We start from the raw sequence: 14,752 nt of genomic DNA on the forward strand, positions 1-14,752 counted from the left end.
GCCTTTCTTTGCATCTGAACAAAATCAACCATCATGGCAAAAACATCCGGAGAATTTGAGCAGGAGTTCATTCAGACTGCCAAAGAGAAAACAGGCAGAACCCTGGAACAATGGCTGCCCGTTGTAAAAAAGTCAGGTCTTACCAAACAAATGGAGATCACCAACTGGCTCAAAGCCGAACACAAACTGAATCATTTGCAGGCTCAACTGCTTGCGGGTCTTTACCTGAACAATGGCAAACCCGTTTATCAGAACGAAGCTTCTTTGCTGGACAACCAGTTTGCAAAATGCGAAGAAATGCGTCCGCTCTTCAATGCAGTCTCCGAAATGATCCTGAAGCAGTTCCCCGATACGCAGCTGATCCCGAAAAAAACATATGTATCCTTTACTGCCACCAGGGAATTTGCCGCCATCAATATCAAACCCAAAGAGATCAGGCTGGGCATGGACCTGGGCGATACGGCCTTCCATGAAACCATACAAAAAACAAAACTCTCCGGCCCCATGCCCCGGATATCGCACATGGCTGTTATTACGGATATCAAACAGTTTGATAAAAAACTAATTGAGTATATTCAACTATCCTACAACAGAACCCATAAAAAATGATACCCTGATGTATAAAAACATCCTTTGCGCCGCCTTCATTCTTTTAGTTACCATCCATAAGGTAAATGCACAAACCAATACAAACCCGGGACTTAAAAGTTACCTGAAACAATGCGATATCCTTTTACAGGATGGGGGAAAATGGAGGTCAAATAACCTGGATCATGATCCGGCAAAAGAATTCTCCCCAAGCTATTTCGGTTATGAATTCACAAAGGGCATCAATGCAAATACCCTGCTGCTGAAGATCGCCGGGTATCTTCCCCGCAGGTCGCAGTGGGTTGTTTTATGGGACGGGTATTATACCTGGAACCAACAGAAACAAAAATCATTTATCAAAGTGTGAATATAGAAGGCGCCTTAGCGGCCGGTGAATCGGAGCGCATCACAGATAGCGGGATGACACTTAACATTACCATTACCTCTCCGAACGGAAAGCCGGGCAGATATAGAGAGATACAAAAACTAACGGGCAATGAAATACAGTCGGCCAATATGGTGCAAAACGCCGGCAAGTGGGAATCAAAAAAGACAACCAACTGGTCCAGGCTGGAGCAACCCACCGGTAATTTAACTTTCATGACGACCCGGGATGGCAATTTTGAAATTTATAGCATGGATACAAAAGGCGAAAACCTGAAAAATCTATCCTGCAACAAGGCAATTGACTATGCTTTTTCCTATGCCCCGGATGGAAGGCTGGCATTTTATTCAAACAGGGATGGCAATAATGAAATATATATCATGGATGCAGATGGTAAAAAACAAACCAATATCAGCAACCATCCGTCTGGCGACCGTGTACCATACTTTTCACCGGATGGGAAACAGGTTATGTTCATTTCAAACCGTGATGAAAAGAACGGAGAAATTTATGTAATGGATGCAGACGGCAAAAACCTGAAAAGATTGACCAGCAACGGATATTTTGAAGATGCTGCAGGTTGGTCGCCCGATGGAAAAAAAATATATTTTTCAAGGGAATTGAGAGATTTAAAAGATACCAGTGCCAATGCACCCGGCAATGGAGAAATATTTGTTATGGATGCTGATGGTACAAACGAAACCAGGTTAACAAACCGGCCGGGATTTGATGGGGGCCCAGCCCTGTCGCCCGATGGAAGTAAAATCGCATTTTATGGCAAAACAGCTGATGGTAATTACGAGATTTTTTTGATGGATACCGATGGGAAAAACATAGTCAACCTGACTGAAGATCCGATGGAAGACTACTCCCCCTCCTGGTCGCCCGATGGAAAATGGATCGCCTATACAAAAGGAGATTCAAAGAATTACGATGTATGGATGATCCATCTTGAGACCCGGATCAAAACCAGGCTAACTACACAGCCGAGGAGGGATGAGAGTCCGTTCTGGATGCCAGGGAAATGACATTGGTCATTGGTCAGTAGTCATTAAAGGAAGTTCAATCAAAAGCAGGATCCACAAACAAGAAAACGGATCCAGTATCTGGTATCTTGAATCCGTAATCCGGTATCGCTTTACAACCCAAACAACCCCTTATTCAGCAACTGCAGCGTCTGTTCCTTATACTGCCTGTCGATCAGCAGCGTAACATTGTGCTTGCTGCCGCCATAACTTACCATACGAACCGGTATGGGCTCAATGGCATCAAACAGTTTCTTCATCACGTCCTTTGTTTCCTCAATTTCATTTCCTACAACTGAAACAATGGTTTGGTTGCTGTCGGTTTCAATGGTACCAAAGGGTTCCAGTTCTTTAATGATATCCGGCAGGTTCACATCATTATCAATGGTAACAGACACCGCCACTTCCGAAGTGGTAATCATATCGATGGAAGTACGGTACTTTTCAAAAACTTCAAATACTTTACGGAGGAAACCATAAGCCAGCAACATGCGGCTGCTCTTGACACGGATGGCCGTGATGCCATCTTTTGCAGCAACGGCCTTGGCGCCAATGCTTCCTGCCTTCTCGGTGATCAGGGTCCCCTTTGCTGTTGGATCCATGGTATTCAGCAGTTTCACCGGTACATTATAAAAATGCGCAGGCCAGATACTGGCCGGGTGCAGGATCTTTGCGCCGAAATAAGCCAGCTCGGCTGCTTCTTCAAAACTTAACTGCTCGATGGGATAGGTTTTGTTCACGATACGGGGATCGTTGTTGTGCATGCCGTCGATATCGGTCCAGATCTCACAAACACCGGCATTGATGGCTGCCGCTATGAGCGAAGCCGAATAGTCGCTGCCCCCTCTTTTAAGTTGTCCACTTCCCCCCTTGCATTGCGGCAGATGTATCCCTGGGTGATGAATATCTTCTTGTCCTTATTCTTCTGAAGCAACTGGGCAAGTTTCACTTTGATGGTTCCCACCTGGGGTTCATCATAAATATCGATGGTCATAAAATCGAGGGCGGGCAGTAAAACATGATCCACTTTTATTTCTTCCAGGTAGATGCTGAATAGTTTTGTACTGAGCAGTTCTCCCTGTGCCAGGATATCCTTGTTCAGTGCTTCACTGAAAGATATCCGGAGGATGATGGTGAGGAATTCGAAGTGCTCATTCAATACGGCATTTGCCTTTTGCAATGAATCCTCATTCTTCAGCAATGCCGAGTTGAAATTCTTATAATGTTCATGCAGTACCTCTATCTGCTCCCTGGCTGCATTCCGGTCGCCCCTCGCCAGGGATTCACTGATCTCAACCAGGGCATTGGTGGTTCCGCTTAAAGCCGAGAGAACGACTATTTTGGATTCGTCATCCTTTGTAACCAGCATCGCCACTTCCTGCATCCGCTGCGGCTTACCCACACTGGTTCCGCCAAACTTCATTACTTTCATTCTTGGTAAATTTTGAGTTGCAAATATAGCCCTTAAAGGACTACTTCGAACTTATCCCCGATCGCTTTCAGGTCATCAATAACCGGCTGAAGCAGGGGAATACCTTTTTCCATTCTTTCCGCTTCCATTTCCCTTTCCGGGTCGCCGGGGATGAGTACTTTTTCCTGGCCGGGGATGGTTTTGGCAGAACGGAAACGGGCTATCCACTTATCCATGTGCTGTTTGAATTCACCTGCTGTCCGGAATGCATCTATGCGCATGGCGCCAAAGAAATGGCCAATGCCTTCACCGGGCATACTTTCTGGCATGGGTAAGTACGCAGGAAAAGGTGGAACCCAGGGCCCATAGTTGGCGCCGCTTAATATGCCGGAGAAAATATCGGCAATGGCGCCTAGTGCATACCCCTTATGACTGCCGTGTTCCTTATCGCCGCCGAGTGGTAAGAGCAGCCCGCCATTTTTTATTGCATGGGGATCTGTTGACGGCTCCCCTTCTTTATCTAGCGCCCAGCCCAATGGCATGGATTGATTTTTCCGCTGCAGAATTTCCAGTTTCCCATTTGCCGCAGTGGTTGTTGCAAAGTCGGCAACAAAGGCCGGTTGCTCACCTGCAGGGATAGCAACCGCGATGGGATTTGTTCCCAGCATTCTTTCTTTAGAGAATGTGGGCGCCACCAATGCCGATGCATTGGTCATGGCCATGCCGATCATATCATTTTCCAGTGCCATCATGGCATGGTGACCGGCAATGCCAAAATGATTGCTGTTGCGCACACTTACCCAACCCGTGCCCACCTGCTTTGCTTTATTGATGGCTACCTGCATGGCGAATGGAGCAACAACCAAGCCCAATCCCCGGTCTCCATCGATGACAGCAGTGGAAGGCGTTTCATGTACGATCTTAATACCCGGTTTTGCATTAACCCGCTGCACTTCCCACAAACGGATATAACCGCTGAGCCGTGCCACCCCATGGCTGTCTACTCCACGCAGGTCTGCAGATAAAAGAGATTGAGTTGCTATTGTTGCATCGGCATCGCTGCAGCCGATCTTTACGAATATATTTTTTGAGAAGTTGAATAGATGGTTGTAAGGGAAGGTTGTACTCATCTATCAAAAGTAAATCAAATTTATACGCCCGAAGTAACACTCTGCTTAAAATCACACGCCAAAATCCGGTATACTGAATGAACATTAATTTTGCTATCAGGGTTAAAACACCCTTTTATACAAAAATCATGTTCGTTTTTATGAAAAAAATAATATTTTTATTATATTGCTAAAGTTTTTTAGCCCCCCACAGGAAAAGATCGTAGCAGTTATTTTTACATTATAAGATTACTAAACAAAACCAAACTACTGACAACCTGTGTGTTTTTCAGGTACCATAAAAAAATATCTTTACGGGGCATTATTAAAATGTAATTCCTGCAAGATTTATTTTTTTTTGGCGAGTGTTTATCTTTGCTTGTTTCTTATTTCACCCAATAATTTAAGTGCCCAAACCCCAAGTTTTGTATGGGCAAAACAAATAGGTGGTTTAAGTAACCCCGATATGGCAACAGGGAATGCCGTATTTGTTGATGCCAGCGGGAACATTTATTCAACAGGATATTTTCGGGGAACCGTGGATTTTGATCCGGGGCCGGCTGTATACAATCTCACTACGGTTACCGGGCTGAATATTATTTTAGTTGATATTTATGTTACAAAATTTGATGCAGCCGGTAATTTTGTTTGGGCAAAACAAATGGCAGGTATATTACCACCCACAAATACTAATGACGCGGATATGGGACGGGGTATTACTGTTGATGCAAGTGGAAATGTTTATGTGACCGGCTATTTTATAGGCACAACTGACTTTGACCCTGGACCAGGAGTTTTAAACCTTACAAGCCTGGGAATTGGAGTACCTGACGTATTTGTATTAAAACTTGATGCCTCCGGTAATTTAGTTTGGGTAAAACAATTTGGAAATGCAGCTCTTGCATTTACGGATAAGGCTTATTCTATAGCAGTTGATGCAAACGGAAATGTTTATACAACGGGGCTTTTCTATCTCACAGTAGATTTTGATCCCGGACCCGGAGTTTATAACTTAACTGCCACGGGTGGGTTCAATTCATTTATCTCCAAACTTGATGCAGCAGGCAACTTTGTGATGGCAAAGCAAATAGGTGCAGGAAGCACTGAAACTAGGGCCCGGTCGATCACGGTAGATGCTGCCGGGAACATTTATACAACAGGCAATTTTTTTGCCACCGGCGATTTTGATCCCGGAACTGGAACCTATAACTTAACCGCACTGGGTGACGAGGATATTTTTGTCTCAAAACTTGACCCCACAGGTAATTTTTTGTGGGTAAAACAAATGGGTGGGGCTAATACTTACTTCGGTGATGAGGGAACCTCCATTGCTGTTGATGCTGCAGGAAATGTTTGTACAACAGGTTTTTTTAGCGGAACCTGTGATTTTGATCCCGGGCCGGGTGTATATAATAAAACGGCGCTGTATGCAAGGGATGCCTTTGTTTCAAAACTCGATGCCGGAGGAAATTTTGTATGGGCAGCACAATTTGGCGGTACCGGTTTATGGCAACATGATGATATGGGGTATGTTATTAAAACCGATGCGAATAATAATGTTTATACCGTTGGCTATTTTAATGCCACGGTTGATTTTGATCCGGGTCCCGGTATTTATAATCTGTCATGTCCTAATAATAACAATCACTTGTTCGTTTCTAAACTTACTGCAGGTGGAAATTTTTCCTGGGCGATAGATCTTGATCTTTCAAATTATGTTGGAGATTTTGAAGGATATGGTTTTGATATTCATTCCTCAGGGGATTTTTTTATAACAGGTTACTTTAACGGCACCAGGGATTTTGATGCCGGGGCCGGAATATTTAATATGACCACATCTTCCAGCCGTGATGCCTTCGTAGCAAAATATACGCAAAGCTGTACCACACCGATCACTCCTGCAGTAAACATCACTGCAAATCCTTCAGGTGCTATCTGTGCAGGCACACCGGTAACTTTCACAGCCACTGTTTCAAATGCAGGCGGAGGAGCCATTAATTATAACTTTAAGGTGAACGGGGCAAGTGTTCAGAACGGCACTTCCAATACTTTTACTACTACAACATTGGCGAATGGAAATACCGTGACCTGTGACATAACGGTTAGTGGAGGGGCCTGCCTGGCTTCCCCCACAGCTTCTTCCAATACCATAAACATGCTGGTGAATCCGATCTTAACCCCTGTTGTAAATATTTCGGCCAACCCCGGTGGCGCAATCTGTGCCGGTATTTCAGTAACCTTCACTGCAACACCAACCAATGGAGGCAGTACACCGGCCTATCAATGGAAGGTTAACGGAATAAATGTGGGAACAAATTCACCGGTGTATACCAGCAGTACTTTAGTCAATGGAGATATTGTAAATGTTATCATGACCTCCAATGCAAACTGTGTTTTGCCAGTTACTGCAACTTCCAACAGTATTATTATGTTGGTGAATCCGATCCTCACTCCTGCTGTGAATATTACCGCTAACCCTCCAGGTGCTATCTGTGCAGGGACTTCGGTGACCTTTACTGCAACGCCAACTAATGGTGGCAGCACGCCCGCCTATCAATGGAAGGTAAACGGAATAAATGTGGGAACAAATGCGGCAACATACAACTCTGCTTCCCTGGTCAATGGAGATATTGTAAATGTTATCCTGACCTCCAATGCAAACTGTGTTTCGCCGGCTACTGCAACTTCTAACAGTATTACAATGTTCGTGAATCCAAACCTCACTCCTGCGGTGAATATTACAGCTAACCCTCCAGGCGCAATCTGTGCCGGCACTTCAGTAACTTTTACTGCAACACCAACGAATGGAGGCAGCACACCGGCCTATCAATGGAAGGTTAATGGAATAAATGTGGGAATAAATTCACCGGTGTATACCAGCAGCGCTTTGGTCAATGGTGATATTATAAATGTTATTATGATCTCCAATGCAAACTGTGTTTCGCCGGCTACTGTAACTTCCAACAGTATTACTATGCTGGTGAACCCCGTCCTCACCCCTGCAGTGAATATTACGGCTAACCCGCCGGGCGCTGTCTGTGCCGGCACTTCAGTAACTTTTACAGCAACGCCAACCAATGGGGGAGGTACACCCGCTTATCAATGGAAGGTTAACGCAATAAATGTGGGAACAAATGCACCGACATTTACTTCATCCACTTTGAGCAATGCTGATGTAGTAGAAGTTATTCTTACTTCAAATGCCACTTGTGCTTTTCCAACTACTGCAAGTTCCAATACTATTACCATGACCGTAACCGCAGCCCTGGCACCCGCTGTTGGAATTACCGCATCAGCTACCAGTATCTGTGCAGGCACTTCAGTAACTTTTACGGCTACGCCAACGAATGGAGGAAGTTCCCCGGCCTATCAATGGAAGGTTAATGGAATAAACGTGGGAACAAATTCAGCTGTGTATAATAGCAGCACTTTGGCCAATGGTGATCTTGTTAATGTTAATATGACATCGAGTTTGACCTGTGCATTACCAGCTTCGGCTACATCAAATACAATCGCTATGGTTGTGAATCCGAATGTAACGCCGGGTGTAACCATTGCTGCCAACCCCCCCGGCCCGGTTTGCGCAGGCACTTCAGTAACCTTTACTGCCACCGCTTCTAATACCGCAGGTGGTACGATCAATTATGATTTTAAAGTTAATGGAACCTCTGTGCAGAACAGTGCATCCAATACACATACCAGTTCTACACTGGCTAATGGAAATACCGTTACCTGTGATATAACGATTACCGGTGGTAACTGCCTCACTTCAACTTCAGCCACTTCGAATACCATTACAATGGCAGTGAATCCGAATCTGACACCATCAGTAAACATTACCGCCAATCCTCCTGGGAATATTTGTTCGGGTACTCCAGTAACTTTTACTGCTGCCGCAAATAATACCGGAGGTGGTACCATTAATTACGATTTTAAAGTAAATGGGGCCAGTGTTCAGAACGGAGCTTTAAATACATTCACCAGTTCAACACTTGCAAACGGAAATACCATTACTTGCGATATAACTGTGACTGGTGGGAACTGCATGGCTTCCACCACGGCTACTTCTAATTTAATAACCATGAATGTCACTCCAACAGTGATTCCTTCTGTTGCCATAACTGCGTCAGCAACCACCATATGTGCCGGCACACCCGTTACTTTAACGGCCAATCCTACCAATGGAGGAGTCACACCTGCTTATCAGTGGCAGGTGAATGGAATTAATGTAGGAACAAATGCTTCGGCATATACTTCAGCTTCATTAGCCAATGGCGATATTGTTACTGTGATCATGACCTCCAATGCAAACTGTGTATCACCGACCACTGCCGGTTCCAACAACATTATAATGATCGTGAACCAAAACATAACTCCTGCCGTTAACCTTACAGCTAACCCTGCAGGTCCCGTGTGTGTTGGCAGTTCAGTATTGTTTACAGCTGCTTCATCCAACAACGGAGGTGGTACCATAAATTATAATTTTAAGGTTAATGGAACCAGTGTTCAGAATGGGACTTCCAATACCTATACCAGTGCCACATTAACCAATGGTAATACAGTTACCTGTGATATAGCTGTAACCGGTGGTAACTGCCTGGTTTCAACAACTGCTTCTTCCAACATCATCAGTATGAATATTGTTTCTCCACCTGCAATAAGTGTTTCAGCAAACCCAGCCGGTAATATTTGTGCAGGAACATCTGTAAGTTTTACAGCTAATCCTTTAAATGCAGGAACAAGCCCCGCTTACCAATGGCAGGTAAATGGAGTTAATGTAGGAACAAACAGTTTAACCTATTTAAGTAATTCTTTAGCTGACGGGGATAAAATATACTGTATCATGAACACTGTTTCGATATGTTCAATTTCACCTTTTGTTTATTCTGACACGATCAACATGACTGTTAAACCAATTCCTGTTATTACATTGAACCCAACCAATCCAACGATATTTTCCGGCAATTCAATCCAGTTAAATGCACAGATAACCGGGAATATAGCTACATATCTTTGGTCGCCGTCCACCACTTTAAATAATCCTGCTATATCTAATCCAGTTGCAAAACCAACAAATACTACAGTTTATAAATTGTCAGTAAACTCGGTTGACAACTGCTATGCTGAAAAAAACATTACGGTGACTGTCATTAAGCACATATATATCCCTAACTCCTTTACGCCAAATGGTGATGGTATTAATGATATTTTCCGAATACCTCCATCAATTACTTTTACTCTCCAATACTTTTTAATATTTGACAGGTACGGAAATGAGGTTTTCAAAACCACAGACATTAACAAAGGATGGGATGGAACCTATAAAGGTGCAAAACAACCTAATGGTACATACACTTATTTGATAAAAGGATATGATTTAAAAAGAGAAATATCACTTAACGGAAACGTACTGATTATCAGGTAAAATATTTTACTAAGTACATATAAACAAGAATTCTAAAAGATTTAGAAGACAGAAAAGCCGTTCAAAAATGAACGGCCTTTCTTTGCTCAACCTTACAGATATATATAAAAGCAGATAACTAATTGTTTTCTTTCATCATCTCCCGGTGCTTTGATTTAAATTTCTCATTCTGCCCATCGGTTAAAATAGCCTCGATACTCTTTGCCTGCTCCTTCTGCCGTTCCCTAAGTTGTTTTTCTTTACATCATCAGGAAACTGGCTGTTGCTTTTGAGACTCATAATTAAACTGCTATTTTAAAAATTACTAATCCGCCCGTTTTGAGGTCCTGAACCTGAACGATGCACCAAAAGCAAAAAAATTATCGGGTGCTGGTTTCCTCAGTCCAAATCCGGCCGAAGCATCTATCTTGAGATTGTCATTGATATAATAGGCCAGCCCGAAATCGATGCTGTTCTGCGGTGTTCTTTTTGGCCAGGCATAGCCATACACTTCTGCAAAAAGCAGCCAGTTTTCAGCAATGAAAACCCGGGGAGATATCGTGTATACATATGCCGGCTCGGAACGGAAGGTCTTCCATTCCATACCAAAATTATACCCTAAAAAAAATGCTTTTGAAAAAGCATGTTCTACCGCAAACCGGAAGTTGGCCCCATCAATACTGTCGTACCGGGGCCGTAAGAATTTTAACCTGTTGAACCGGTAATGTGCCACCAGGGAAATACCGGGCCGTAGCCCCTTCTCTTTTAAGAAATTCAATTTCCCGCCCAGTTGAACCGTATTGATGCCGGTAATGGTTGTGGTTGTATTCGTGGCTTCTTCCCTTGTTGTAGCGAATACGGTTATCAATCTCACTTCAAACCGGTTTCCGATCCCGTATTTCGCCAGAAAGAACGGGTGCTGGAAGATCTGGTCTTTGTAAGGTGGGAAATATTTCTCCGACACTCTTGAAAATCCTGTTTCTGCCTGCATCCATTTGCTGCGGGTAGTGGCTGGGTGATTGGTAAATCCTGGCCGGTCGGTGACCATTTTTTCATCCTGGGCTTTTGCCGCAAAGGCAAGCAGGATCAGGGTGCCGGTTAAAATATGTTTCTTCATAAAAAACATAGCCGCTCCTTTTTAAACAGAGGAGCAGCTATGAACAAATATAATAATTCAGTTTTCATAATAAAAGCGTTTCATCAGCGTATTAACAGAACATTTCCATATGGGTTTGAATTCCCGGCGCCGTTAAGAATATTATTCGGGCACCCGGGAATGGTCACCCGCCACGCATAATTACCCGGATCGGCCGGTTGTCCGTTGCTGTAGTTCCCGTTCCAGGAATAATCCAGCAGGGTTGGACCGGTTGAATGAAATACCAGGTTGCCCCACCTGTTCCATACCCAGAACTCACCCCCGGGATAATCCTGCAGGTTGATCGGCCTGAATAAATAATTCGTAGCTGCACCGGGTGTAAATGCAGTAGGAACAGCGACTTTCCTGGGATTATAATGTTTAACGGTTTGCGTACCGGAGGCAATACATCCGGTAAAATTTGTATTCGCTACCACCAGGTTATAGGTATAGACCACCGGGGGTGGCGCTGTTGGTGCATTTATATTGGGCGGTGTTAAAGGAGACAGGCTAATGACCGGTTTTTCAATATTCGGGTTGCTGAGATGCGTAGCCGGAGACCAGGTAAATGTATAGGAAAGAGCGGGACCATTGGGATCTGAATATTGCAGGTAATAATCCGGCATCAATTGCATGGGAGCCGGGTTGCAGCTGAAAGCATTATATGTTTTCGCATCCACAACCATTTTCTGAACGAAGTATGTTAACGCATTTGATACTACGAATTGCGATGGATCGGAAGATTCATAGGCATACATCCGGTATTGATATATGCCGGCTGTATTTTCTGTATGAACATAACTCATGGAAGCGGCCCCGACAATATCCACCCAACTTAACCCATTGTTGGTACTCCTTTGCCACCGGAAGGAGGGATTTGGAAAAGGGATCCCGGGAGTAGGCCACCAGGAATAAAGATTGACCGTGCCGTTGTTGCAGGTATATGATTTCTGAACAATGGAGCTGTTTGAAAAGGAGGCAAGGATCGGGGGAAAACAGGGGGCAAAGGATATATCATCTACAGCAAAATCATTGCCATTACGGCTATTATGCTCATTTACAAGAATGACCTGCAAAGAAGTGACCCCGGGAGGAAGATCGAACATAAATGATAATTTCTGCCAGGGATTTACCGGGTCATATTCCACGGTATAAGTACCACTATTCTCAATTAAATTATTTGACAGATCACGTAACTCGAAATGGAGTTGAGGACGTTCAAAAAAACCGCCACTTGGATCAGCTAAATTTGCTATGTAAACAGAAAATTCATAGCCGAAGGCCTGGGTAAGCCCGGTTACCGTTGTTCGGTATACTTCCCCAACATTATCATCGCCATCTACCAATAACATATAACCGTTAACATCCGATGGCGTATGATCCTGGGGCAATGCCAACCAGTTTGGATTACAAAAAATGACATTGTTTGATACTGCGTAGAGGCCGGGCTGGATATAACAATTTGCCTGGTATTGATAGGTTGTTGCGCCTGCCGGTAAGGGTGGACCAGGATTAAGCCCGGTGCCAAAATCCTCAAAAATGGCAGGAGTACCCAATACACCGCTGCATGTCTCGATGGTGCCCACGATATAATTCACGATGTCAATATAACCATAGCCCGTTTGGGTGGTCAGGTCTTCATACACTTCTATTACTCCCTGCCCATTCAGCCATGCAGGAATATTATCCCATTGAATGGTTATGGTATGCTTATCGGAGGATAAAACGGTCCCATAACTTACATTCCAGGTGACATTCGCATAAAACTCATGTATATTGGTCCACTCGGGCCAGTTCATCGTATAGGTCTCTGTGGCACCGGGCGCCACCGACATTTTCCCGGTGATCAGGTTGTCGGCACTCGCCATCAGCGAAAGTATGCTCAGCATACAGGTGATCAAAAGTTTCATAGTTACAAATTATAGGGTGAAGATTAATGTAAAAAAATGTACAGATAGGGTTACAGCCTTTCTAAAACTTTATGAACCTGTCTTCTAAAAACCGCTCCCTGCTTTTTGCTCCGGTATAGATCATTGTGATCTCCATTGCGCTTTTTTGTCCCCGGTTCTTTGAATAAATAGTAATGTCATAAGAAGTGTTTATGGCAAATCCAATAAAATTCAACCCGGCAACGGGTACAATGGCTTTACCGCCAACAAGATTGCTCCTGAACCATGCCCCAAAGCTGAATTGGTTATTCCTGTTTATGCTGAGTTCACAGGTGAGTCCCGTAAACAGGTTATTGACCGATCTTTCGGAATAGCTCATGAGCAGGGCCGCATATATTTTCCCGTTATTCTCCAGCTTTTTTTCCCAGGCCAAATGCCCCGAGGTTTGCCGCGGCACATTCAGTTCCCCGCCCTGGAAAACACGCCTGGGTTCCGTTATATGATGCATGGAGACTCCAACTGTAAACAGGTTGGCGTTATTGATCATTCCCTGGTAAACCAGGCCTGCATTCAAATCGATGTAGGCAACTTTCACATCCCCGATCTGGGATATGTCAATATTGGAATAGCCGGAATTTATCCAGGAAATAAGCTGGTCTTCCAACACATAATCCGGCTTCAGCAATTGCCTTTGGCCGAGCGTGGTTTGAAATCCCAGGCCCAGTTGTTGCCTTCCTTCCTCATCCAGGCCTTTTTGATAAGCAGCAGACAGTGATAAATACGTATTCCTGATCCCATCCGTTGCACTTTTCTCTGAAAGGCCTGAAATCCCAAGTGCAAAACAATCCTGTTGGGGGGTCAGTTTCTCCATGATCTTGAAGTCCGAGAAAAAAGCAGCCTGCGTGAATAGCTGTTCCTGTGTATTTATTTGTCTTCTGAATGACCCGCCGATCCGGTAGCTTTTATTGAACCGTCCTGTATTGGCAGGATTAACCAATAAAGGGGAAGCATAGAACTGTGAAAAGCGGTTCTGGCACTCAGCAGTAAGCGGACTGATAAAACAGAATAGGAAGATCATGCTAAAGTACCTGCTCATGGATCGTTCTTTTAAGTGTAAAAGATTATTGCCGGTTTCGATACAATGCTACACCGGTCTTAAAATGATTAAAAGGGGAATTACCCCCTTAAAATGGAGAAAATACCCATGGATGGGGGATGAAAAAACAGAGAAGCCGCCCACTAGTGAACGGCCCTCTCTTTTTTGCTCAACCTTACTGCTGTATAATAAATGCGGATAACTATCGCAACCGGATATTGCTTTCGCCGGGAAGTCGATAAGGCGACATATGATTTTGATCCACAATCAATGCTTCCCGTCTTTCCGCCTTACCGGCAATTGATCTAATCATTTTCTTTCATTGCTTCCCTTCTTTTGGCTTTGAACTTCTCTTTCTGTTCATCGGTTAAAATAGCCTGGATAGCTTTTGCCTGCTCCTTCTGCAGTTCCCTAAATTGTTTTTTCTTTTCATCTTCAGATAACTGACCGTTGCTTTCAATAGCTTCTTTCTTTGTTTTATTTGCCTGGCGTATCTCTTTCAGTTTTAAATTCTGCTCCCGGGTAAGGTCCAGTTCCTTGAGCAGGTCTTTACGACCAGCCTTGTCCATTTTACCGGCTGGCTGGTTACCGGCAACGGTGTCGGCCTTTATTGCGGGGACAGGTTTGCGTTCAATCTGCGAATAGGAGATAAGGGAAGGGAGAAGGAGAATTAAGATCAATCCGGGGGTCTTCATTTTTATTATTTTTGA

The 14,752-nt window shown here is 44.1% G+C and carries 9 protein-coding genes and 1 pseudogene; 4 read left to right on the top strand and 6 right to left on the bottom strand.

Going from position 1 to position 14,752, the window contains the following annotated elements:
• Positions 1 to 33: 33 nt before the first annotated feature.
• From IPJ02_04635 to IPJ02_04645, 3 genes are read left to right on the top strand one after another with little or no spacing between them, the layout of a single operon-like run.
• On the top strand, positions 34 to 609 hold the full coding sequence (locus IPJ02_04635; protein ID MBK7374857.1) for a DUF4287 domain-containing protein: 576 nt from the start codon (positions 34 to 36) through the stop codon (positions 607 to 609).
• A gap of 7 nt (positions 610 to 616) precedes the next feature.
• Complete coding sequence (locus IPJ02_04640) at positions 617 to 955, top strand: hypothetical protein (protein ID MBK7374858.1); 339 nt, start codon at positions 617 to 619, stop codon at positions 953 to 955.
• Positions 952 to 2,001, top strand: a complete 1,050-nt coding sequence (locus IPJ02_04645; protein ID MBK7374859.1) for a PD40 domain-containing protein — start codon at positions 952 to 954, stop codon at positions 1,999 to 2,001. Before IPJ02_04640 ends, IPJ02_04645 begins: the two co-directional genes overlap by 4 nt.
• A gap of 110 nt (positions 2,002 to 2,111) precedes the next feature.
• Here IPJ02_04645 and IPJ02_04650 read toward each other — a convergent pair.
• Positions 2,112 to 3,430 (bottom strand): annotated as a pseudogene (locus IPJ02_04650) (aspartate kinase).
• Between the two features lie 32 nt (positions 3,431 to 3,462).
• A complete protein-coding gene (locus IPJ02_04655; protein ID MBK7374860.1) occupies positions 3,463 to 4,539 on the bottom strand; it encodes an Ldh family oxidoreductase in 1,077 nt (358 codons plus the stop codon).
• A gap of 445 nt (positions 4,540 to 4,984) precedes the next feature.
• Between IPJ02_04655 and IPJ02_04660 the strand changes: the two genes are divergently transcribed.
• Positions 4,985 to 9,943 carry an SBBP repeat-containing protein gene (locus tag IPJ02_04660; protein ID MBK7374861.1) on the top strand — a complete coding sequence of 1,653 codons (4,959 nt, stop codon included), beginning with the start codon at positions 4,985 to 4,987 and terminating at the stop codon, positions 9,941 to 9,943.
• 304 nt (positions 9,944 to 10,247) lie between these two features.
• Here IPJ02_04660 and IPJ02_04665 read toward each other — a convergent pair whose 3' ends face one another.
• The 4 genes from IPJ02_04665 to IPJ02_04680 form a co-directional block, all read right to left on the bottom strand.
• Positions 10,248 to 11,048 carry a transporter gene (locus tag IPJ02_04665; protein MBK7374862.1) on the bottom strand — a complete coding sequence of 267 codons (801 nt, stop codon included), beginning with the start codon at positions 11,046 to 11,048 and terminating at the stop codon, positions 10,248 to 10,250.
• Positions 11,049 to 11,122: 74 nt separating this feature from the next.
• Positions 11,123 to 12,967 carry a gliding motility-associated C-terminal domain-containing protein gene (locus tag IPJ02_04670; protein MBK7374863.1) on the bottom strand — a complete coding sequence of 615 codons (1,845 nt, stop codon included), beginning with the start codon at positions 12,965 to 12,967 and terminating at the stop codon, positions 11,123 to 11,125.
• A 61-nt stretch (positions 12,968 to 13,028) separates the two neighbouring features.
• The gene (locus IPJ02_04675; GenBank protein ID MBK7374864.1) at positions 13,029 to 14,042 is read right to left on the bottom strand and encodes a PorP/SprF family type IX secretion system membrane protein; all 1,014 of its coding nucleotides are present in this window, start codon (positions 14,040 to 14,042) and stop codon (positions 13,029 to 13,031) included.
• A 305-nt stretch (positions 14,043 to 14,347) separates the two neighbouring features.
• Positions 14,348 to 14,737 (bottom strand): hypothetical protein, encoded by a 390-nt coding sequence (locus IPJ02_04680; GenBank protein MBK7374865.1) that lies wholly within the window; start codon positions 14,735 to 14,737, stop codon positions 14,348 to 14,350.
• Positions 14,738 to 14,752: the final 15 nt, after the last annotated feature.

The organism is Chitinophagaceae bacterium (assembly GCA_016710165.1).
GTDB lineage: Bacteria > Bacteroidota > Bacteroidia > Chitinophagales > Chitinophagaceae > Ferruginibacter.